The following is a 20,143-nucleotide window of genomic DNA, read 5'->3' as shown; positions in this document are numbered from 1 at the left end:
GCGCCGGGGGTGGGGAGCGCGCGTTGCTGCCTAGCTTGCGGGGGGGCGGGCAAACCGTGTTCCCCCTCCCCCTCCCCCCTCCCCCCTCCCCCCCCCCCCCCCCCCTTTTTTCCTCCCCCCCCCCCCCCCCCCCCCCCCCCCCCCCCCGCCCCCCGGCCCTCAGCTGTGCACGGCCCGGCTCATGCGCCGCCCCAGCAGGAGGTAACCCACCAGCGCCCCGGTCGTGTTGAGGATGACGTCGTCGATGTCGAAGGCGCGGCCGGTGATCAGCGCGCCCTGGGCGAACTCGACCAGAAGCATCACCGTCGCGGTCAGCAGCAGCACCCGGAGGATCCCCCGGGTCCGCGGGGCGACCACCGGCACCAGGACGCCGAACGGCACGCCCAGCAGCAGGTTCCCGCCGATCTGCTTCACGGCGTCCCGCAGCGCGGGCTGATCCAGATAGGCCCGCAGAGAGTCCCCCGGACGCATGTTGGTGTGCGTCAGCTCCACGGAGGCGGGGGAGGGCTCCAGGGTCAGCCGGGCCAGGACGACGGCGAACGCCACCATCACCGCGAAGGCGCACAGGGTCGCCAGCAGGCGGAGCGGGAACGGCAGGGGCCGCCGGTCGTGCCGGGACGACCGCGACGCGCGTCCTCCCCGGCCGGTGGTTCTGCCGTTCTTCGATGCCTTGGTGGTGTCGGCGGCCTTGCCGTTCTGGGCGGCTCTGCCGTTCTTGCCGCCCTTCTCTGCCTTCTCGGTCTGTTCCGCTTTTCCGGCCCTCGCTGCCTTCTCGGTCTTGTCGGGCCTGGCGAAGCGCAGGCGTGGGGCGGAACGCGGACGTGGGGCGGCACGGGCCATGCGTTGGTCCTCCGGTCTTCAACATCCCTGTGTGCTAGGCCGGTTACCCGCGAACCGGCGGAGAATGCCGCCGTGCGGGATCCCCGCGTCCGGTTTCTCGCGGTCAGCTGCCGTACTTGACCTCCACCTTCTCGAAGCCGAGTGAACCCAGTAGGCCCTTCAGCATGTTCGTGGTGTTGGTCTCGGCCCGCTTGGTCAGCTCGCTCTCCTTCGCCGCCTCGTTGATGTGCCGTACCGCGAGCTTCTGCACGGCCTGTTCACCGTTGGGGTTGTCCGAGAACAGGTCGCCCAGGCGATCGAGGAGACCGCGCTGCTTGGAGACGGCGTAGGAGCGGTCGGCGTCGAGCGCCGCCTTGCCGAGCCGGGCGTGCGGCAACAGCAGCGTGGCGGACGTGCGGTCCTCGTTGACCGTCACGTCGTTCTTGCCGACCTTGCCGAGATCGACGTAGGCGTCGACGGCGCCCGCCCCGACGTACAGGGTGCGGGAGCCGCGGATCGCGTCGGGCAGGTACTTGGTGTCCTTCTCCAGGTCCACGACGACCTGGAAATTGCCGGAGGCGGCGTCGTAACGGCTGATGTCCTGGATGGACTGGAGCAGTGCGGGGCCCGAACGGTCGTGTGTCTCCGTGCCGAACAGGTCCTTGAGACCCGGCAGCACGCTGAGCTGGATTCCCGCGAAGAACACGACGAGCACCAGTACGACGGCGCTCACCACCTTCGACCAGCCGGGCATGCGTGTGGACACGCGCCTGATGGGAGTCGTCATGGCGACGGCCCTCCTTCCTACTGTTCGAATTCCCACCAATGGGCGCGGCAGACCGCTTCGTTGGCCGATTGACCCCGCTGACGGAAGCAAGGGCGGCGCACTAGCGTGAGGAAACCCCATCCGACGGCGCGCACGGGAGACCCGGATGAGCGCAGACAGTACCTCTCCGACGCTTCGCCCCATGCACCGCATCGCCTTCCCGGAGCCCGGCCCGCCCCGTCCGGGCACTCTCGCCACCGGCACCCCGGTCTGGGTCGTGACCCGCTACGCCGAGGCCCGCCAGGTCCTCATGGACCCGCGCTTCGACCGGCGTTCGCTCAAGGCCGCGGACGCTCCGCCGCTGCTCCTCGTGCCGAACCTGCTCGACTCCCCGGACGGTCTCCTCAACCAGGACGGCCCCGCCCACCAGCGGCTGCGAGGTACGGTCCAGCGGGCGTTCACGCCCCGGGCGATCACCCGCTGGCGGCCCTGGGTGGCCTCGGTGGTGGAGTCCCTCCTCGACGAGTTCGCGGACCGGCCCCGGCCGGCGGACCTCGTCGAGGGCTTCACGCGTGCCCTGCCCGTCGCGGTCGTCTCCCGGCTGATGGGGCTGGCCGACGCGGACTGGGAACGCATCCGGCACTGGGCCGACCACGCCCTGTCCGGCGGGGCGCACACCGCCGAGGAAGTCGCCCTGGCCATGCGCGAGTTCGGGATCTTCGCCGCGGGTCTCGTCGTCGAGCGGCGGAAGGATCCCGGCGAGGACCTGGTGAGCGCTCTGGTGGTGGCGGGCGACGGCCTCGGGATCGACGAACGTCAACTGGTCACGCTGGTCCTGGGACTGGTCGTGGCCGGGCACGAGACCACCATGACGGCCCTCGGCAACATCCTCGTCCACCTCCTCACCGACGGGCACGCGGCCTGGCCGGGGCTGGCCCGGGACGAGGAGGCGGCGGCGACCGCGGTCGAGCACCTGCTGCGGACGGTCCCGCTCAGCGAGGGCAGGGTGCTGCCCGGTCTGATCCGCCGGGCCGTCGAGGACGTCGAGATCGGCGGAGTGACCATCCCGGCGGGCAGCGTGGTCGCCGTCCAGATCAACTCCGCCAACCGCGACCCCGACGTGTTCCCGCCGGATGAGCCGGGTCCTCTCGGCCCCACCGGCCCGCCCGGCCTCTTCGCCCCGCCGTCCGCCCCCGGCATGGTCTTCGGCGCCGGCCCCCACCACTGCCTGGGCGCCTGGCTGGCCCGACTGGAACTGGGCCTCGCCCTGCACCGCCTGGCCGCCCGCTTCCCGGACCTGCGGGCCGAGTTCACCCCCGAGACCATCGAGTGGCGGGAGGGACAGCTGACCCGCGGCCCACGCCGACTGCCGGTGTCCTGGTAGGAGCCGGGGTCGGCGGAGGAGACCGGTGGCGGAACCGGCGTCAGCGCGGCTTGAGCGCACGGTCGCCCGAGGGCCGCGACCACCACACCCCCTCGCCGCGCGTCAGCCCGGGCAGTCGCAGCTCCGCCTCGCGCACCCGCCGGGCCGCCAGCTCCCCGGCGATCAGCCACGCCGTGGACCCGCCCGTGGTGCCCGTGAACTCGGCACCGAGAGCGGCCAGATGGGCCGTGACCGGCGCCAACGCGTCCAGCGGGACCTCCGCCTCGAAGGCGTGGAACGGCTCGTACAGCCGGGTCCCCGCCCGCTCCAGGGCCCTGCGCAGCACGATCGGCGTGAGCCCCCTGAAGTCGGCGGCCGTGCTGATCGGGGCGCAGAAACCGGACCGGATCAGCGTGACCCGGTAGTCCGTGACGGGCGCGCCGGACAGGCCGGTGGCCAGGGTGGCGTGGACCGTCTCCTCGACGGCCTGGTGGAAGGCACGGGGGAGCGCGCCGAGCTCCGTCTCGTACGAGAACACCCCGCCGGAGCCGGCCGGCCCCGGCGCCACGCGGAGCCCGATCGTCGCCCAGTAGCGGGTCCGGTCGTGCCACGGCAGCTCGTCCACCGCCTCGCGGACGCCGGCCGGCCGCTCCAGGAACCGCACCCGGCCCGGTGTGAAGTCGGCCTCGATCCCGAAGTCCTCGGCGAGGGTCGCCGTGAGGACCTCCATCTGGACCTCGCCGTACAGGAGCAGAGAGGTGGCTCCGGCCGCCGCCGGACGGGCGTGCATCAGCGGGTCCTGGTCGGCGAGGGCGAGCAGGGCGGAGCGCAGCGCTGCCGCCTGGCCGGGGCGGCGGGCCCGTACGAGGGTCTCCAGCGTCGGCGGCGCGAACTGCGGGGAACGCTCTCCGAGGTCGCCGAGCCGGTCACCCACCCGGATGCCGGCGACACCGGTGAGGGCCGCGATGTTCCCGGCGGTGAGCTGCTCCGCCCCGCCGACCACGTCGAGCCGGATCGCGCGTCCGGTGACCTCGGTGGTCCGGCCGTCCGCCTCGCGCCGCAGGAACGTGAGGCGCCGGCGCCGGGTGACGAGGCCGTCGTAGAGCCGCAGATAGGCGGTCCGTTCGCCGCCGGGGCCGGGTCGTACGGCGAACACCGTGCCGCGTGGTTCGGGGTGGTCCGCCGTGGGCGCGGGCGGGATCAGCCGGGTCACGCCCTCGACGAGTGCGGAGATGCCCTGGCCGCCGAGGGCCGAGCCGAAGTAGACCGGGTGGAAGGAGCCGTCGGCGGTGCGCGCGGTCAGGGCGGCGCGCACCTGCTCCGGGGTCGGTTCGGGGCCGTCCACGAGCGCCGCCAGGATGTCCGGGTCGACCTCGGCGAGGGCCTCGGCCAGGGGCCGGCCGACCGGGAGGGGCAGGGTCCGGGCGCGGGGCGTGCCGAGATCCGTGACGGTGGTGAGCGGGGCCGCGTGCGGGGTCAGCCGGCGCCGGATGTCGGCGAGCAGGGCGTCCGAGCGGGCGCCCGCCCGGTCGATCTTGTTGACGAAGACCAGGGTGGGCAGCCGTAGCCGCCGCAGCGTCCTCATCAGGACACGGGTCCGCGCCTGCACGCCCTCCACGGCGGACAGCAGCAGGACCGCGCCGTCCAGGACCTCCAGGGCGCGTTCGACCTCGGCGACGAAGTCCGAGTGGCCCGGGGTGTCGATCAGGTTGACGCGGGTGTCGCCGACGGTGAACCCGGCGACGGCGGAGCGGATGGTGATGCCGCGCCTGCGCTCGATCGTCCCGTCGTCCGTCCGGGTGTCACCGGCGTCGACGCTGCCGAGCCGGTCGATGACGCCGTGGTCGAAGAGCAGCCGCTCGGTGAGGCTGGTCTTACCGGCGTCGACGTGGGCCAGAATTCCGATGTTCAGGGTGTGCATACGGGGTCGTGTCCTCGATAACCGTCGTCCGTTGGGGGCGCTGGGGGTTGTCGAGGTGTCGGCGCATGCGGGGGATCCTGACGTGGGGGGAAACACGGACGCGCCCATCATCACCCGCCCCCGTGGACGGTCCGCAACCGGATTTCTCCGGGCCCGTAGCATGGCCCCGCCAGCCGGAATGATCATGCGAGGAGCGGAACGTGCGAGACATCGCCGTGTTCAGCGGGAGTGCCCACCCCGAGCTCGCCCGGGAGGTCTGCGCGCATCTCGAAGTGCCGCTCAGCCCCACCAGGGTGAGCCGGTTCGCGAACGACTGCCTGGAGGTACAGCTCCAGGCGAACTGCCGGGAACGGGATGTCTTCCTCATCCAGCCGCTGGTCAGGCCGGTCCAGGAACACCTGGTGGAGCTGCTGATGATGTGCGACGCGGCGCGTGGCGCGTCCGCCGGGCGGATCAACGTCGTCATGCCGCACTACTCCTACGCCCGCTCCGACAAGAAGGACGCCCCCCGTATCTCGCTGGGCGGTCGGCTCGTCGCCGACCTGATGGTGGCGGCCGGCGCGAGCCGCGTCCTGGCGATGACCCTCCACTCGCCGCAGGTGCACGGCTTCTTCTCGGTCCCGGTCGACCACCTGCACGCACTGCGTGAACTCGCCGCCCACTTCCGGCAGTACGACCTCTCCCGCACCACCGTCGTCTCCCCGGACCTCGGCAACGCCAAGGAGGCCGCGGCCTTCGCCCGGCTGATCGGCGCGCAGGTCGCCGCCGGCGCCAAACAGCGCTTCGCGGACGACCGGGTCAGCATCAACTCCGTCATCGGTGAGGTCGCCGGACGGGACGTCATCGTGCTCGACGACGAGATCGCCAAGGGCAGCACGGTCCTGGAACTCCTGGACCGGCTGCGGGAGTTAGGTCCGCGTTCGATCCGGGTCGCCTGCACGCACGGTCTGTTCGCGGACGGCGCGCTCAAGCGGATCGGCGAGCAGAGCGACGTACTGGAGATCGTGTGCACCAACACCGTGCCGGTCGCCGACGACGAGCGCACCGACAAGCTGCGGGTCCTGACCGTGGCCCCGGCGCTCGCCGAGGCCGTACGGCGCATTCACAACGGTGAGTCCGTCAGCGCCCTGTTCGACGCGCCGCGGACCGAATAGACAGGAAGGGGGCGCCGCGGGCGCGGCAGCCCGGCGCGGCACGGCTCGGCATCACCGGATGCTCAGGAGGGCTCGTAGTGGCGAAGGCGAAGTTCCAGCGGACGAAGCCGCACGTGAACATCGGCACCATCGGTCACATCGACCACGGCAAGACCACCCTCACGGCAGCCATCACCAGGGTGCTGCACGACCGGTTCCCCGACCTCAACCCGTACACCCCGTTCGACCAGATCGACAAGGCGCCGGAGGAACGGCAGCGCGGGATCACCATCTCGATCGCCCACGTCGAGTACCAGACGGAGCGCCGGCACTATGCGCACGTCGACTGCCCCGGGCACGCGGACTACATCAAGAACATGATCACCGGCGCCGCCCAGATGGACGGCGCGATCCTGGTCGTCGCGGCCACCGACGGGCCGATGCCGCAGACCAAGGAGCATGTGCTGCTGGCCCGGCAGGTGGGAGTGCCGTACATCGTGGTGGCTCTCAACAAGACGGACATGGTCGACGACGAGGAGATCCTGGAGCTGGTGGAACTGGAGGTGCGCGAGCTGCTGACCGAGTACGAGTTCCCGGGCGACGACCTCCCGGTGGTGAAGGTCTCCGCGCTCAGGGCCCTTGAGGGCGACGCCGAGTGGAGCGCCTCGGTGCTGGAACTCCTCGCCGCGGTCGACGAGTTCGTGCCGGAGCCGGTACGGGACGTCGACCGGCCCTTCCTGATGCCGATCGAGGACGTCTTCACCATCACCGGCCGCGGCACCGTCGTCACCGGCCGGATCGAGCGCGGCACGCTGCACGTCCACAAGGAGGTCGAGATCATCGGCATCCACGAGCAGAAGACGCGGACGACGGTCACCGGTATCGAGATGTTCCGCAAGCTCCTCGACGAGGGCCGGGCGGGCGAGAACGTCGGTCTGCTGCTGCGCGGGGTGAAGCGGGAGGACGTGGAGCGCGGACAGGTCGTCATCCAGCCGGGCTCGGTCACCCCGCACAAGGTCTTCGAGGCGCGGGCGTACATCCTGTCCAAGGACGAGGGCGGCCGGCACACGCCGTTCTTCGACAACTACCGCCCGCAGTTCTACTTCCGCACCACCGACGTGACCGGGGTGGTCACCCTGCCCCGGGGCAACGAGATGGTCATGCCGGGCGACAACACGACCATGCACGTCGAGCTGATCCAGCCCATCGCCATGGAGGAGGGGCTGAAGTTCGCCATCCGCGAGGGCGGCCGGACGGTCGGCGCCGGTCAGGTCACGAAGATCGTCAAGTAGCGGGCGCCGCCGGGGCGTTCACACCGAGCCGGACGTGGCCTCGGGCTGGCCCAGGGCGGCGTCCAGGGTCGGCATCGGCGGCAGCAGCCGGGTGAGGCCGGTCACCCGCAGGACGCGCAGGGTGAGCGGATGCGTGCAGACCAGGTGCAGCCGGCCGCCGTGCTCCAGCACCCGGCTGCGGGCGCGGTACAGCAGGCGCAGTCCGGAGCAGTCGAAGAACTCGACGTCGCTGAGATCGAGGACCACGCGGGCGTCGGGCTGCCCGGTCACCCGGTCCAGACACGGGATGATCTCCATCGCGGCGGCGATGTCGATCTCCCCGCGGAACTCCAGGACCGTGTGTCCCCGCTCCTGGCGGACGCGCAGATGCCGGGTGAGCGGTGCAGGTTCCTGCTGCACGACCACATCGCCTCCAACCGGCTCCTCAAGCGGCAGGGGGGCGCGCAATTCCCGCCCCCGCCCTGCAAGTTACCCCCCGATGGAGTGAATTTGAGCATGTTCGATTGACATATGTCGTCGAATCGCGACGCCCGAGTTCACCACGTGGTGGAGCCTGGGTTCACGACAGGGCGTGCCAGGCCTTGGAGAGGGCCTGACGGAGTTGCTCGGCCTGGTGCGCGGTGAGGTCCCGCACCATCCGCTCCTCCAGCTCCCGCACCGCTCCGGCGTGCCGTGCGAGCAGTTCGCGGCCGGTGTCGGTGAGCAGGATCAGCAGTTCGCGGCGGCTCTGCGGGTTGCGCTCGCGGCGGATCAGCTCGCGGTTCTCCAGCGAGCGTACGAGGTCGGCGATGGACTGGGCGGTGACGAACGAGTCGCGGGCCAACTGGGCGGCGGACAGTCCGTCGTGCCGTTCCAGGACGGTGAGGGCCGTGTACTGCAGTGCGGTGATCCCGGACGGTCTGACCAGCTCGTCCAGGTGGGAGCGCACGATCAGCTCGACCTGCTTCACCATGTAGAGAAGAGACGGAGGTGCCTTGGTTGTCTGGGTGCCGACCATGAGTCGAGCGTAGACCATTGACAGGAAACCTGTCCGTAATGAGACTGCCAACCAACAGGAATCCTGTTGGTTGAAATCTTGGCGATCTTGGCAATGAGGCTGAGGAGTGGTGATGACCACCATCGAGACCCAACCCGGACGGCTCTTCATCGCAGGGCAGTGGCGGGAAGCCGCCGACGGCGCGCGCACCGAGGTGGTCGACCCGTCCCGGGGCGCGGTCGTCACCACCGTCGCGGAGGCCGGCGCGGCCGACGTGGACGCGGCCGTACGCGCCGCCCGCGAGGCCTTCGACGACGGCCACTGGTCGGGCATGAGCGGCCGTGAGCGGGGCCGGATCCTGCACCGGGTCGCCCAGCTGATCCGCGAGAACGCCGACGAGCTGGCCGCACTGGAGAGCCTGGACGTCGGCAAGCCGATCACCCTGTGCCAGGCCGTCGACGTGACGAACGCGGCCAACGACTACGAGCACTACGCCGCCCTCGCCTACGGCCTGGACGGCGCGACCCGCGACACCCCCATGAACGCGCTGGCGTACACCCGGCGCGAACCGCTCGGCGTGGTCGCCGCGATCACCCCGTTCAACTTCCCGCTGATCCTCTCCGGCTCCAAGATCGCCCCGGCGCTGGCGGCCGGGAACACGGTGGTCCACAAGCCGGCCGACGAGACCCCGCTCAGCGCCCTCTACATGGCCCGGCTGCTGCAGGAGGCGGGCGTCCCGGACGGCGTGGTCAACGTCGTCACCGGCTCCGGACCCGTGGCCGGCGAGGCGCTGATCCGGCACAGCGGCATCGACAAGATCGCCTTCACCGGCTCCACCGCCGTCGGCCGGCACGCCGCGAGCGTCGCCGGCGAGAACCTCAAGCCCGTGACCATGGAACTCGGCGGCAACGCGGCCCACATCGTCTTCGAGGACGCCGACCTGGAGAAGGCGGTCGGCGCCGTCATCAAGGGCTTCGTCTTCAACAGCGGACAGTTCTGCATGGGCGGCCCGCGGCTGCTCGTGTCCCGTCCGGTGTACAGCACCCTGCTCAACATCCTCGCCGAGGCCGTACCCGGGGTGCCGCTCGGTGACCCCCGGCTGCCCGAGACCGTCGTGGGCCCGATGGCGGGGGAGCGGCACCTCAAGAAGGTCGAGGAGTACGTCGACCTGGCCCGCAAGGAGGGCGGTCGCATCGTCTGCGGCGGTGAACGCCTCGAACTCGACGGCGGCTACTACTACAAGCCCACCGTGATCGCCGACCTGCCGAACGACTCCCGGGTCGTCCAGGAGGAGATCTTCGGCCCCGTCCTCACCGTGCAGCCCTTCGACTCCGAGGACGAGGCGATCGAACTCGCCAACTCCACGCCGTACGGCCTGGCGTCGGGTGTCCAGACGGCGAACCTCGCCCGCGCCCACCGCATCGCCGACCGGCTCCAGGCGGGCATCGTCTGGGTCAACGACTGGGCGATGCTCGACCCGGCCGTCCCCTTCGGAGGGGTCAAGGACTCCGGCTTCGGCCGCGAGTACGGGCCCGAGGGGCTCGCCTCGTACACCAGGGTCAAGTCCGTCGTCGTCTCGCTCGACTGAGCCTGTCCGCCCCCTCGCCCGATCGAACGCGTCCTCAGGGAGTTCCCACGATGTCCATCACCACCCGAGCCGCCGTCGTCGAGTCCGGCGGCGCGCCCTTCACCCTCTGCGACGTCCAACTCGACGAACCGGGCCCGCGCGAGGCGCTGGTCCGCATCGTCGCCACCGGCCTGTGTCACACCGACCTCGGGGTGGCGAGCGGCGCTCTGCCCTTCCCGCTGCCCGGCGTACTGGGCCACGAGGGCGCCGGTGTCGTGGAGGCGGTCGGCGCGGACGTCACCGGCGTCGAGCCCGGCGACCACGTCGTGCTGTCCTTCACCTCCTGCGGCGACTGCCGCAACTGCCGCGGCGGCCACCCCGCGTACTGCGCGACCTGGCTGCCACTGAACCTGCTCGGCGGTCGCCGGGCCGACGGCAGCAGCACCATCAGCCGGGACGGAGAGCCGCTCGGCGGACACTTCTTCGGCCAGTCCTCCTTCGCCGAGCGGGCCCTGGTGGACGAGCGCAGCCTGGTCAAGGTCGACCCGGACGTACCGCTGGAGTCGATCGCCCCGCTGGGCTGCGGTGTCCAGACCGGCGTCGGCGCCGTGTGGAACGTCCTGAAGCCGGTCAACGGCTCCACGGTCGTCGTCCTCGGCGCCGGAGCCGTCGGTCTCTCCGCGGTCATGGCCGCCGCCCTCACCCCGGCCGGCACGATCGTCGCCGTCGACCGGGTCCCCGAACGCCTGGCGCTGGCAACGGAGTTGGGTGCCACCCACACCGTCGACGCGAGCGCGGCCGACCTCGGCGAGGCACTCGCGGAGATCACCGGCGGGCAGGGCGCGGACGGCATCGTGGAGACCACCGGCAGCGTCGCCGTGCTGCGCCGGGGCGTCGACGCGCTCGCCGCCCGCGGCACCCTGGTCGTCGTCGGCGCGCCGCCCTTCGGCACCGAGGTCGCCCTGGACGTCAACGGGCTGCTCGGCGGCAAGCGGGTCGTCGGCCTCACCCTCGGTGACGCCGAGACCCAGACCTTCATCCCGGCCCTGGTCCGGCTGGTCAAGGAGGGACGGCTCCCGCTGCACCGCCTGATCAGCACCTACGAGTTCGGCGACATCGACCGGGCGGTGCGGGACATGGGCGCGGGCAAGGCGATCAAGCCCGTGCTCACCTTCTGATCCGCCGGATCAGTCGACCGTGAGCACCAGCTTTCCCGTGGTCCGGCCGGTGTCGCCCAGCGCGTGCGCCTCGGCGGCACCGGCCAGCGGGAAGGTGCCCGCGATCGTGGCCCTCAGCTTCCCCTGCTCCACGAGGTCCACGATCGCCCGCATCCCGGCCCGGTCGGCGTCGACGAGCATCCTCAGCGCCCGTACGCCGAGCCGCTCGGCCTCCGCGTAGAGGTCGTCCGACCCGACCGGCAGGATCGACACCACGAGCCCGCCCGGCCGCAGCACGCGCAGCGACTTCACGGTGGTCTCGCCGCCGAGCGTGTCCAGGACGACGTCGACGTCCTTCACGGCCTCGGTGAAGTCGATCTCCCGGTAGTCGATCGCCTCGTCCACGCCGATCCCGCGCAGGAAGTCGTGCTTGCCCGCGCTCGCCGTGCCGATCACATACGCGCCCCGCGCCTTGGCGATCTGCACCGCCACGTGCCCGACCCCGCCGGCCGCCGCGTGGACCAGCACCCGCTGACCGGGCCGGAGGTCCGCGTTCTCGACCAGGGCCTGCCAGGCGGTGAGGGAGACCAGCGGCAGCGCGCCCGCCTGTGTGTGGTCGATGGCGGCGGGCTTGTGGGTGAGGGCGCGGACCGGGGCGATGACGTACTCGGCGTGCGCCCCGTGACCGTAGGGGTACGGCAGCATGCCGAAGACCTCGTCACCCGGCACGAACGTGGCGACGCCGATGCCGACCGCCTCGACCGTGCCGGAGACGTCCCAGCCGAGCACGAAGGGCGGTCGGCCCAGGAAGCCGCCGGTCGCCCGGTGCTTCCAGTCGGTGGGGTTGAGGCCGGCGGCGCGGACCCTGACCAGCACCTGGTTGGGGCCCGGCTCCGGGCGCTCCACCTCGACCTCTTCGAGAACCTCGGGACCGCCGAGGGTGTTCTGGCTGATGGCTCGCATGGTGTTCACAGTGCTCATGGTGGAACAGCCTGCCGGGAGCCGCCCGCCCGGGAAATGGCATGATGGCCAACCTTCGATAGGATCGTGCCATGCGTGACGGGGAGCAAGACGAGCGGACTCAGCAGCGCGCGGAGCGGGTCGTGGTACTGGCCCTCGACGGTGTGTACCCCTTCGAGTTGGGTATCCCCAGCCGGATCCTCGGCGCCGCCGACGGCCGGTACGAGGTGCTGACCTGCACGGTCGACGGCCGACCGGTCCAGAGCAACGCGGACTTCACCATCGGTGTCGAACACGGCCCCGAACTCCTCGCCACGGCCGACACGGTGGTCATCGCGCCCGTCGCGCCCTCCCGGGTCTGCGCCGTCCTCCCGGACGAGGTCGGGGCCGCCCTCGCGCACCTCCGCCCCGACGCCCGGATCGTCTCCATCTGCACCGGCGCGTTCGTCCTCGCGGCGGCCGGCATGCTGGACGGCCGCCGGGCCACCACCCACTGGCACCTCGCCGACCGGTTCCGCCGCATGTTCCCGGCGATCGACCTCGACCCGGACGTGCTCTTCGTCGACGACGGCCGGATCCTCACCTCGGCCGGAGCCGCCTCCGGAGTCGACGTCTGCCTCCACCTGATCCGCCGGGACCACGGCAGCGAACTGGCCAACAAGGTGGCCCGGAGCTGTGTGGTCCCCCCGTTCCGGGACGGCGGCCAGGCCCAGTACATCGAGCAGCCGGTCCCCGAACAGGGCGCCGCCGGCACCGCCGCGACCCGCACCTGGGCCCTGGAACACCTCGGCGATCCCCTCACTCTGACCGACCTCGCCGACCACGCCCGGATGAGCCTGCGCACCTTCGCCCGCCGCTTCAACGAGGAGGTCGGCCTCAGCCCCGGCCGCTGGCTGATCCAGCAGCGACTGGCCCGCGCCCGGCATCTGCTGGAGGCCAGCGACCTGTCCGTGGACCAGATCGCGGGCCGGGTCGGCTTCGCCACGGGCGCCTCGCTGCGCCAGCATCTGCACGCCTCCATCGGGGTCTCGCCGCAGGCGTACCGGCGGACGTTCCAACAGGCCGCGGCCCGCTGACCGTTGCGCCGAACGTTCCGGGCCGGTGCCGCGTCGGAGGAGCGGGACCCGGGAGCGGGGCGGCGGTCGGGGAAACGGGGGCGGGAATGCGCGGACGGCTGATGGCGGCGCTGGTGATGCTGGGGGCCGTGGGGGCCGCGGGATGCGGTACGGGCGTGGAGGCGGACCCGGTCGTGGCGGGCACGGCACCGGCGACGCCCTACGGCGGGCCGCTGTACGTGCCCACGCGGGACCTCGACGAGGACGGTGAGGAAGCCGCCCTCGTCGAGTCGGGTGCGGCGGGGCGGGCGCTGGAGTGCGACGGGGAGGTCTACGCGGGCGGCCAGGGCGAGACGTGGCACGGCAGCGAAGGCGGGTCGACCCCCGAGGAGGGGCTGAAGCTGTACTTCGACATCGAGCAGCCGGAGCTACCCCGTTCCGGCTACCGCCTGGAGAGCGCGCGGGGCGACCGGGTCCTCTTCTCCTACGACGTGGACGGCCGGACCAAGGTCGCGGTCGTCGTCGCCAGGGACCAGAAGGACCGGCCCGGCTGGGGCCCGGAGACCAACGCCTCCTGCGATCCGGCCGAACTCCCGGCGAGCTTCACGGACTCCATGGAGATCGAGGTCTGGACCGACCGGTCCGGGAAGCGGGTCGCGACCACCACCCTGAGCAGCGGCACCGGCCCGGAACACTGCGACTGGCAGAGCGCGCACTTCCTCGACACGGGCCGGGGCGAGGACGAACGGCAGTACGTCCGCGATCCCGAGTCGGTGTTCGAGACCGAGTTGCTGACCACCCCGTACGACGGGGACGTCCGCATGCCCGACGACGCCCGGGACACCGGATACCGCCTGGGTGAAAGGGAGTTGTGGCTCACCGGCGACCGGTCCGTCGCCTACGTCCGCACCCCCGACGGTGTGGAGGCCTGGCCCGGGACGAAACAGCGGATCGGCTGCATGTGACCCGTCAGCGGCTCGCGTGCAGGGCGACCAGCAACTGCCAGACCTGGTCGGCGATCTCACGGGCGTCGGCGTCCAGGAGTCCGTGCAGCCAGTCGGCCAGCACCCCGGCGAAGGTGGCGGCGACGGCCGAGGCGACCAGCGGGGCGTCCGCCGCGCCCGCGAGTTCGCGCTCCCGCAGGCTGTAGGCGCGCAGATCCCGGTGCAGCACCCGGCCCAGCGGGCCGCCGCCGCCCGGGGTCAGCAGGACGCGGTACAGCGCGGCACGCGGGGCGAGCGAGGCGAAGAACTCCGCCAGCGCGGGTGGCGCGTGCACCGGGTCGGGCCGGCCGCGCCAGGCGTGCAACGCGTCCACGGCCTCCCGTACGACGTCGGCGCAGGCGTCGACCGCCAGCGCCTCCAGGCCGTCGTAGTGGACGTAGAACGTGGCCCGCCCGACCCCCGCCCGGCGCGCCAGCGCGGCCACCCCGACCTCCGCGAGGGGCCGCTCGGCACACTCGTCGAGCAGCGCCTGCCGCAGCCGTGCCCGGGTGCGGGCGGCCCGCGGGTCCTGCGGGGTCTCCCGGGTCACCGGGCCAGCAGGACGGCGCCCAGGGCGAGCGCGCCGGGCAGGGCCTGGGCGAACAGGATGCGACGGTTCGCGGTGACGGCGCCGTAGACGCCCGCGACCACCACGCACACCAGGAAGAACACCTGCGCACGGAAGCCCGTCGGATCCGAGGCGACGAGCCCCCAGACCAGCCCCGCCGCGAGAAACCCGTTGTACAGCCCCTGGTTGGCGGCCATCGGCGCGGTCGCCGCGGCCATCTCCCGATCGAACCCGTGCAACGCCTTACCGGGCTTCTTCTGCCACAGGAACATCTCCATCACCAGGATGTACACATGCAGCACGGCCACCAGACCGACCAGCACCTTCGCCAGGATCTCCATCGACTCCCCTTGTTTCTTGGACGGGTGTCCACCATACCTGGACAGCTGTCCAGAAAGGCCCTTGTCAGTGCCGCTCGCTAGCGTGCGATCCATGACGGATCAAGAACTGACCGTGCGACCGGCCCGCGTGGACGACATCCCGGGACTCGTCGCCTCCAGCACACGGCTCTTCGCCGAAGACGCCGGCACCCGGGACCCGAGCGTCGATGTCACCTGGCCGCGCGAGCACGGCACCGCGTCGTTCGTGGCGGCCCTGGAGAATCCCGCGCGCCTCGTGCTGCTCGCCGAGTGCGAGGGGAGGATCGTCGGACATCTCATGGGCTCGGTCGCCGAGCCCTCACCCATGCGGCCGGCTCGGTACGCCACGCTGGTCAGCCTCTACGTCCGCCCCGAGCACCGGCGTGCGCACGGCGGCGCCCGGATGGTGGCGGAGTTCCTCGACTGGGTGGGGGATCAGGGGGTCGACGAGGTGGAGGTGACCGCCTACTCGGCCAACGCCGACGCGCTCCGGTTCTACGCACGCCTGGGTTTCGTCGCGCACTCCGTGACGCTTCGCGGTGCGGTGCGGCGCGACTCCGCCGGTGCGTGAAGGTGTGTGTCGACGTGACGGTTTCTGTCGGAGCGTGACGGAATCCTCACCTCCGGTCGGTGGGCGAGGTTGATCCTTTTGGGTTGAAACCCGATAAGCTCCCGTTCGGCGCCGCGAGTTGACGTGATCTTGGTCGGTCGTCCCGCGTGGCGTGCTGATGAGTGCGGTCCCCCTTGAGCCCCCTTGAATCTCCCCTTGTTCGAACGTGTTGCTTCGAAGGATGCAGATGGAACTCGCCACCCCGCCGTCGGCGGCGCGGGCGCCTGTCGCCTGGTACAGCTGGTGGCTGATGCCGCTGGCCCTGGGAGGCGGGACGGTTGCCGCCACGTTCATGAGCTCGGAGCGAATAACCGCCGCCGTCGCGGGGGCCGCCGCCACGGCGGCCGGCGCGGTCTGTGTACGCCTCCTGCTGCGCACCCGCACCGAACTGAGCCGCGCGGAGAGTTCCTTCCGCACCTCGCAGGCCGAGCACTCCCAGCAGTGGCAGCAGCACGTGGCGGGCCTGGAACGCAGGTTCTCGGCCGAACGCGCGGCCCAGGAGGCCCAGTTCGGTGACGAGGCAGGCGCCTACGAGGTGCAGCTCGCCGAGCGGTCCCGGCTCTTCGAGGAGCGGATCGCCGAGCAGGCGGCCGTGTACGAGGAGCGGATCGCCGAGCAGAGCGCCGCCTACGAGGCTCGGATCTCGGACCAGGCCACCTCCTATGAGGTGCAGCTCGCCGACCGGACCGAGGTCTGGAAGGAACAGGTGACGCACCAGCGGGCCGCGGTCGCCCGCCTCGCCGCCGAACAACTGCCCGACGCGCTGGTGCGCCTGCGGGACGGCGAGGCCATCGACGACCTGCTGCCCACCGCCAACCAGTGCGCGAAGGTCGACGCCGAGCTCCAGGCCGAACTCCGCAAGGTCCTCAGGACCGCCCTCATCGGCGTCGAGGAGGAGTTCAACCGCTCGACCTCCGCCGAGCAGGCCGTCATCAGCATCGGCAACCGCATCCACGTACTGACCAGCAAGCTCCGAGGCCGGTTGCACGAACTGCAGGGCGAGCACGGCCGGTTGCCCGCCGTCGCCCGCGGTCTGATGGAGCTCGACCAGGAGATCGGCCCCGCCGACTGCCTCGCCGCCAGCATCGGTGTGCTCGGCGGCTCGGACCGTCCCGGCCGGCAGTGGCAGGAGCCGCAGCGGCTGCTGAGCGTGGTCCGCGGCGGCATCGGCCGGATCAAGGACTTCCACCGCGTCCAGGTGCGCCACCTGCCCGACCTCGGTGTCGACGGTGGTCTGGTCGACCACCTCACCCTGGTCTTCGCCCATCTCCTGGACAACGCGGCCCGCTACTCCCCGCCCACCGAACCGGTCCTGGTCTCCGGCAAGGAGGTCCCCAACGGCGTCGGCATCGAGATCCAGGACTCCGGCAAGGGCCTGAGCGAGGAGAAGAAACGCGAGGCCGAGAACGCCCTGGCGGGAACCGGGACCGGACCGGGCCTCGGCGGTATCTCCGAGGACGCCAACCTCGGCCTCAGGGTCGTCGGCGCCCTCGCCCGCCGCTACGGCATCCGCGTCACCCTCGCGGACTCGCCCTGGCTCGGCACCTCGGTGGTCGTCGTGGTCCCGCACAAGTACTTCAGCCGGCTGCCCGCGGCCACGCCCACCGCCTCCACGGCACCGGTGGCCGAGGCCGTCCCGGCCCCCGTCCCGGTGGCCCCCGCCGCCGAGTCCCCGGCCGCCGAGTCCCCGGCCGAGGACACCGGCATCCTGGACACCACGCCCGGCGGACTGCCCCGGCGCAGGAGCAGGGCGCGGAGCGAGGAGCCGTCCCCGCCGGTCGAACGCCCCGAGCGGGCCACGGAGACGGCCGTGATGGGCGTCCCGCCCGACGCGTCCTTCGCCGGTCTGGCCGCTTTCGCCACCGCCGGACGCGAGTCCGTCGAGGCGGACCGTACGGCCGACGGCCGCGAGTCCACAGAGCAACGCGACGAAGAGAGCGACTAGTTCACATGACGCAACAGGGAACCGACGTGAGCTGGGCGCTGCGCGATCTGGTGGAGTCCATCCCGGAGATCCGCTTCGCCCTCGTGGCCTCCAGCGACGGCAAGGCCATCACCTCGTTCGGCGCCGAGGACCCCGACGACGTGGACCGCTTCGCGGCCGTGGTGGCCGGACTGCAGGCGCTGGCCCAGCCGGTCGCCGAGCAGTTCCCCGCATACGGGGGACAGCTCAGGCTCGCGATGGTCGAGGTCGACGGCGGTCACCTCTTCGTCGTCCGCGCGGGCATCGAGACGTATCTCGGCGTCCTGGCCAGGGAAGGCCTCGACCAGGGGCTGCTCGGACACCAGATGAGGGACCTGGCCCGCCGGATGGGTGAGCTCCTCGGCACCACCGCGCGCCTGGAGGACCACTCTGGATGAGTGCTCCCCGCCGGCCCACGGATCCGTCCGGTCTTGAGCGCTACTACGTCCTGACCGGAGGACGCAGCGGACCGGGCGGTTCGGCGTCGAGTCTCGACGTGGCGACCCTCGTCGTCACCCGCACCGCCCCCGAACCCGGCATGCAGCACGAGCACGAGGAGATCCTCCGGCGCTGCCGCGAACCGCTGTCGGTGGCCGAGCTCGCCGCCCATCTCGGACTGCCCTTCAACATTCTCGCGGTGCTGCTGGCGGATCTGCTCGACGCAGGCCGCGTCGAAGCCCGCGACCCCGTCCCGGCGCACGACGCCGGCCGCGGGCCAGACCTCGCGCTCCTTGAGGAGGTACTCAGTGGACTTCAAAGGCTTTGACCGTCCCGGCGGCCCGGACGCCGGGGGCACCCGCTCGGTGAAGGTGATGATCGCCGGCGGCTTCGGCACCGGGAAGACCACGATGGTCCGCTCGGTCAGCGACATCAAGCCGCTCACCACCGAGGAGACCCTCACCCAGGCGAGTGTCGACGTCGACCACCTCATCGGTGTCGCCGACAAGACCGAGACCACGGTCAGCCTGGACTTCGGCAAGATCGGCATCAACGAGCGCCTGGTGCTCTTCCTGTTCGGCACCCCGGGCCAGGAGCGCTTCTGGTTCCTGTGGAACGGCCTGTTCAAGGGCGCGCTCGGCGCGGTCGTCCTGGTCGACACCCGGCGTCTGGCCTCCAGCTTCCGGGCGATCGAGGAGATGGAGCGGCAGAAGGTCCCCTTCGTGATCGCCCTGAACGTCTTCCCCGACTCCAAGGAACACCCGGTCGAGGAGATCCGGGACGCGCTGGACATCGCCCCGCACATCCCGATCGTGGCCTGCGACGCCCGCGACCGGAACTCCAGCCGTGACGTGCTGGTCGCCCTCATCAGCCACTTGAAGGAACGCTCCGTCGTCGCCCTGGAGCCCCGATGACCGACGACCGGACCCCCACCGGTACCGGCCTGCCCACCGGTCCCGACACCCTCACCGGTCCCGGCGTACCCCGCGGCTGCCCCGTCGCCCACGGCGGGGCCGGTCCCACCCGGCTGTACGGCCCGGAGGCGGCGACCGACCCGTACGGGATCTACGAGCGGCTGCGCGAGGAACACGGCTCCGTCGCCCCCGTCCTGCTCGAAGGCGATGTCCCCGCCTGGCTGGTCCTCGGCTACCGCGACAACCGACGGGTGCTGGACAACCCCCGCCAGTTCAGCCGGGACGCCCGGATCTGGCGGGACTGGCGGGACGGCCGCGTCGACGACACCTCGCCGCTGATCCCCATGGTCGGCTGGCGCCCCGACTGCGTGTCCCAGGACGGCGAGCCGCACCGCCGACTGCGCGGCGCGGTCAACGACGGCCTCCAGGCCGCCTCCGGCCGGGGCATCCGGCGTCATGTCACGCACTTCGCGAGCCGGCTGATCGACGCCTTCGCGGACACCGGACGTGCCGACCTGGTCGCCGACTACGCCGACTTCCTCCCGATGCTCGTCCTCTCCCGCATCCTGGGGCTCCCCGCGGCGGAGGGGCGCAGCCTCGTCGAGTCCTGCGCCCAGGTCCTCAAGGGCGGCGAGGAGGCGCTCGCGCACAACGACCGCATCATCGGGATCCTCGGCGAACTCGCCGAGCGCAAGCGGACCGAGCCGGGATCCGACTTCACCACGGCCCTCCTCGAACACCCCGCGGGCCTCGACGCCGAAGAGGTCGTCAGCCATCTCCGTCTGGTGCTGATCGCCGCGCACACCACCACCAGCAACCTGCTGGCCCGGGTGCTGCAACGGGTCCTCACCGACACCTCCCTGCTCTCCGGCCTGGTCAGCGGTCAGCTGAACGTCTCCGCGGTGGTGGAGGAGGTCATGTGGGACACGCCGCCGCTCGCGGTCATGCCGGGGCGGTTCGCCGTCACCGACCTCGAACTCGGCGGACACCACGTCCAGGAGGGCGACCTGCTGGTCCTCGGGCTCGCGCCGGGCAACACCGATCCGGAGGTGCGGCCCGATCCGGACGTCTCCGTCCAGGGCAACCAGGCGCACCTGGCGTTCAGCGCGGGCCCGCACGAGTGCCCCGGGCAGAGCATCGGCCAGTCCATCATCGAGATCGGCGTGGACGTCCTGCTGCACCGGCTGCCCGGCCTGCGGCTGGCCGTTCCGCCGGAGGACCTCGGCTCGACCGCCTCCACCTGGGAATCCCGACTGGACGGCCTGCCGGTCGAGTTCCCCGCGTAGGGACTGTCCGGCG

21 protein-coding genes are annotated in these 20,143 nt (G+C 71.7%); 13 read left to right on the top strand and 8 right to left on the bottom strand.

Translation table 11 applies throughout. The annotated features are described in order from the left end of the window. Nucleotides 1-159 precede the first annotated feature (159 nt). Both ACZ5VD_RS06095 and ACZ5VD_RS06090 read right to left on the bottom strand, forming a co-directional pair. Nucleotides 160-597 carry a VanZ family protein gene (locus tag ACZ5VD_RS06095; protein ID WP_468681653.1) on the bottom strand — a complete coding sequence of 146 codons (438 nt, stop codon included), beginning with the start codon at nucleotides 595-597 and terminating at the stop codon, nucleotides 160-162. A 346-nt stretch (nucleotides 598-943) separates the two neighbouring features. Then, nucleotides 944-1,606 (bottom strand): DUF4230 domain-containing protein, encoded by a 663-nt coding sequence (locus tag ACZ5VD_RS06090; RefSeq protein ID WP_468681067.1) that lies wholly within the window; start codon nucleotides 1,604-1,606, stop codon nucleotides 944-946. Nucleotides 1,607-1,751: 145 nt separating this feature from the next. Between ACZ5VD_RS06090 and ACZ5VD_RS06085 the strand changes: the two genes are divergently transcribed. Beyond that, nucleotides 1,752-2,969 carry a cytochrome P450 gene (locus ACZ5VD_RS06085; RefSeq protein ID WP_468681065.1) on the top strand — a complete coding sequence of 406 codons (1,218 nt, stop codon included), beginning with the start codon at nucleotides 1,752-1,754 and terminating at the stop codon, nucleotides 2,967-2,969. A gap of 40 nt (nucleotides 2,970-3,009) precedes the next feature. Here ACZ5VD_RS06085 and otr(A) read toward each other — a convergent pair whose 3' ends face one another. Beyond that, a complete protein-coding gene (otr(A), locus tag ACZ5VD_RS06080; RefSeq protein WP_468681062.1) occupies nucleotides 3,010-4,869 on the bottom strand; it encodes a tetracycline resistance ribosomal protection protein Otr(A) in 1,860 nt (619 codons plus the stop codon). 200 nt (nucleotides 4,870-5,069) lie between these two features. On the opposite strand from otr(A), the gene ACZ5VD_RS06075 reads away from it, so the two are divergent. Beyond that, a complete protein-coding gene (locus ACZ5VD_RS06075; RefSeq protein ID WP_468554162.1) occupies nucleotides 5,070-6,023 on the top strand; it encodes a ribose-phosphate diphosphokinase in 954 nt (317 codons plus the stop codon). 77 nt (nucleotides 6,024-6,100) lie between these two features. Beyond that, nucleotides 6,101-7,294, top strand: a complete 1,194-nt coding sequence (gene tuf, locus ACZ5VD_RS06070) for an elongation factor Tu (RefSeq protein WP_468681060.1) — start codon at nucleotides 6,101-6,103, stop codon at nucleotides 7,292-7,294. Between the two features lie 18 nt (nucleotides 7,295-7,312). On the opposite strand, the gene ACZ5VD_RS06065 is transcribed toward tuf, so the two are convergent. Both ACZ5VD_RS06065 and ACZ5VD_RS06060 read right to left on the bottom strand, forming a co-directional pair. After that, nucleotides 7,313-7,699 (bottom strand): anti-sigma factor antagonist, encoded by a 387-nt coding sequence (locus tag ACZ5VD_RS06065; protein WP_468554164.1) that lies wholly within the window; start codon nucleotides 7,697-7,699, stop codon nucleotides 7,313-7,315. A 154-nt stretch (nucleotides 7,700-7,853) separates the two neighbouring features. Continuing rightward, nucleotides 7,854-8,291 carry a MarR family winged helix-turn-helix transcriptional regulator gene (locus ACZ5VD_RS06060; RefSeq protein WP_468554165.1) on the bottom strand — a complete coding sequence of 146 codons (438 nt, stop codon included), beginning with the start codon at nucleotides 8,289-8,291 and terminating at the stop codon, nucleotides 7,854-7,856. Between the two features lie 112 nt (nucleotides 8,292-8,403). Here ACZ5VD_RS06060 and ACZ5VD_RS06055 point away from each other — a divergent pair, with 112 nt between their 5' ends. Beyond that, a complete protein-coding gene (locus ACZ5VD_RS06055) occupies nucleotides 8,404-9,858 on the top strand; it encodes an aldehyde dehydrogenase family protein (RefSeq protein WP_468554166.1) in 1,455 nt (484 codons plus the stop codon). 50 nt (nucleotides 9,859-9,908) lie between these two features. Beyond that, nucleotides 9,909-11,015 carry an NAD(P)-dependent alcohol dehydrogenase gene (locus ACZ5VD_RS06050; RefSeq protein ID WP_468681059.1) on the top strand — a complete coding sequence of 369 codons (1,107 nt, stop codon included), beginning with the start codon at nucleotides 9,909-9,911 and terminating at the stop codon, nucleotides 11,013-11,015. Nucleotides 11,016-11,024: 9 nt separating this feature from the next. On the opposite strand, the gene ACZ5VD_RS06045 is transcribed toward ACZ5VD_RS06050, so the two are convergent. Continuing rightward, nucleotides 11,025-11,975, bottom strand: a complete 951-nt coding sequence (locus ACZ5VD_RS06045) for an NADP-dependent oxidoreductase (protein ID WP_468681057.1) — start codon at nucleotides 11,973-11,975, stop codon at nucleotides 11,025-11,027. Between the two features lie 71 nt (nucleotides 11,976-12,046). On the opposite strand from ACZ5VD_RS06045, the gene ACZ5VD_RS06040 reads away from it, so the two are divergent. Then, nucleotides 12,047-13,030, top strand: coding sequence for a GlxA family transcriptional regulator (locus tag ACZ5VD_RS06040; protein WP_468681055.1), 984 nt, complete (start codon nucleotides 12,047-12,049; stop codon nucleotides 13,028-13,030). A gap of 86 nt (nucleotides 13,031-13,116) precedes the next feature. Next, nucleotides 13,117-13,974, top strand: coding sequence for a hypothetical protein (locus ACZ5VD_RS06035; RefSeq protein WP_468681053.1), 858 nt, complete (start codon nucleotides 13,117-13,119; stop codon nucleotides 13,972-13,974). Between the two features lie 4 nt (nucleotides 13,975-13,978). On the opposite strand, the gene ACZ5VD_RS06030 is transcribed toward ACZ5VD_RS06035, so the two are convergent. After that, nucleotides 13,979-14,542 (bottom strand): TetR/AcrR family transcriptional regulator, encoded by a 564-nt coding sequence (locus ACZ5VD_RS06030; protein ID WP_468554171.1) that lies wholly within the window; start codon nucleotides 14,540-14,542, stop codon nucleotides 13,979-13,981. After that, nucleotides 14,539-14,901, bottom strand: a complete 363-nt coding sequence (locus ACZ5VD_RS06025) for a DUF1304 domain-containing protein (RefSeq protein ID WP_468554172.1) — start codon at nucleotides 14,899-14,901, stop codon at nucleotides 14,539-14,541. The genes ACZ5VD_RS06030 and ACZ5VD_RS06025 overlap by 4 nt, the downstream gene beginning before the upstream one ends. A 91-nt stretch (nucleotides 14,902-14,992) precedes the next feature. Here ACZ5VD_RS06025 and ACZ5VD_RS06020 point away from each other — a divergent pair, with 91 nt between their 5' ends. The 6 genes from ACZ5VD_RS06020 to ACZ5VD_RS05995 all read left to right on the top strand — a co-directional run bounded on the left by ACZ5VD_RS06020 (nucleotide 14,993) and on the right by ACZ5VD_RS05995 (nucleotide 20,130). Continuing rightward, nucleotides 14,993-15,490: a GNAT family N-acetyltransferase gene (locus ACZ5VD_RS06020; protein ID WP_468554173.1), complete on the top strand. Its 498-nt coding sequence runs from the start codon at nucleotides 14,993-14,995 to the stop codon at nucleotides 15,488-15,490. A 226-nt stretch (nucleotides 15,491-15,716) separates the two neighbouring features. Next, nucleotides 15,717-17,474: an ATP-binding protein gene (locus ACZ5VD_RS06015; RefSeq protein ID WP_468681050.1), complete on the top strand. Its 1,758-nt coding sequence runs from the start codon at nucleotides 15,717-15,719 to the stop codon at nucleotides 17,472-17,474. Between the two features lie 5 nt (nucleotides 17,475-17,479). Next, a complete protein-coding gene (locus ACZ5VD_RS06010; RefSeq protein WP_468554175.1) occupies nucleotides 17,480-17,890 on the top strand; it encodes a roadblock/LC7 domain-containing protein in 411 nt (136 codons plus the stop codon). After that, a complete protein-coding gene (locus ACZ5VD_RS06005) occupies nucleotides 17,887-18,258 on the top strand; it encodes a DUF742 domain-containing protein (protein ID WP_468681047.1) in 372 nt (123 codons plus the stop codon). Before ACZ5VD_RS06010 ends, ACZ5VD_RS06005 begins: the two co-directional genes overlap by 4 nt. Continuing rightward, nucleotides 18,239-18,844 (top strand): GTP-binding protein, encoded by a 606-nt coding sequence (locus ACZ5VD_RS06000; protein ID WP_468554177.1) that lies wholly within the window; start codon nucleotides 18,239-18,241, stop codon nucleotides 18,842-18,844. The genes ACZ5VD_RS06005 and ACZ5VD_RS06000 overlap by 20 nt, the downstream gene beginning before the upstream one ends. Beyond that, entirely contained in the window at nucleotides 18,841-20,130 is a 1,290-nt protein-coding gene (locus ACZ5VD_RS05995; RefSeq protein ID WP_468681043.1) for a cytochrome P450, read from the top strand. The genes ACZ5VD_RS06000 and ACZ5VD_RS05995 overlap by 4 nt, the downstream gene beginning before the upstream one ends. The last annotated feature ends 13 nt before the right edge of the window (nucleotides 20,131-20,143 follow it).

The sequence above is a fragment of the Streptomyces sp. NPDC032822 genome (genome assembly GCF_055578825.1).
The sequence above is the reverse complement of the archived record's forward strand: the minus strand, read 5'-3'. Positions and strand labels throughout refer to the sequence as shown.

What these genes read in the sequence shown, in the direction of transcription:
- ACZ5VD_RS06090 (WP_468681067.1), bottom strand. Translation starts at nt 1,606, where the DNA reads ATGACGACTCCCATCAGGCGCGTGTCCACACGCATGCCCGGCTGGTCG.
- ACZ5VD_RS06085 (WP_468681065.1), top strand. Translation starts at nt 1,752, where the DNA reads ATGAGCGCAGACAGTACCTCTCCGACGCTTCGCCCCATGCACCGCATC.
- ACZ5VD_RS06060 (WP_468554165.1), bottom strand. Translation starts at nt 8,291, where the DNA reads ATGGTCGGCACCCAGACAACCAAGGCACCTCCGTCTCTTCTCTACATG.
- ACZ5VD_RS06055 (WP_468554166.1), top strand. Translation starts at nt 8,404, where the DNA reads ATGACCACCATCGAGACCCAACCCGGACGGCTCTTCATCGCAGGGCAG.
- ACZ5VD_RS06050 (WP_468681059.1), top strand. Translation starts at nt 9,909, where the DNA reads ATGTCCATCACCACCCGAGCCGCCGTCGTCGAGTCCGGCGGCGCGCCC.
- ACZ5VD_RS06045 (WP_468681057.1), bottom strand. Translation starts at nt 11,975, where the DNA reads ATGAGCACTGTGAACACCATGCGAGCCATCAGCCAGAACACCCTCGGC.
- ACZ5VD_RS06040 (WP_468681055.1), top strand. Translation starts at nt 12,047, where the DNA reads ATGCGTGACGGGGAGCAAGACGAGCGGACTCAGCAGCGCGCGGAGCGG.
- ACZ5VD_RS06035 (WP_468681053.1), top strand. Translation starts at nt 13,117, where the DNA reads ATGCGCGGACGGCTGATGGCGGCGCTGGTGATGCTGGGGGCCGTGGGG.
- ACZ5VD_RS06025 (WP_468554172.1), bottom strand. Translation starts at nt 14,901, where the DNA reads ATGGAGATCCTGGCGAAGGTGCTGGTCGGTCTGGTGGCCGTGCTGCAT.
- ACZ5VD_RS06020 (WP_468554173.1), top strand. Translation starts at nt 14,993, where the DNA reads ATGACGGATCAAGAACTGACCGTGCGACCGGCCCGCGTGGACGACATC.
- ACZ5VD_RS06015 (WP_468681050.1), top strand. Translation starts at nt 15,717, where the DNA reads ATGGAACTCGCCACCCCGCCGTCGGCGGCGCGGGCGCCTGTCGCCTGG.
- ACZ5VD_RS06010 (WP_468554175.1), top strand. Translation starts at nt 17,480, where the DNA reads ATGACGCAACAGGGAACCGACGTGAGCTGGGCGCTGCGCGATCTGGTG.
- ACZ5VD_RS06005 (WP_468681047.1), top strand. Translation starts at nt 17,887, where the DNA reads ATGAGTGCTCCCCGCCGGCCCACGGATCCGTCCGGTCTTGAGCGCTAC.
- ACZ5VD_RS05995 (WP_468681043.1), top strand. Translation starts at nt 18,841, where the DNA reads ATGACCGACGACCGGACCCCCACCGGTACCGGCCTGCCCACCGGTCCC.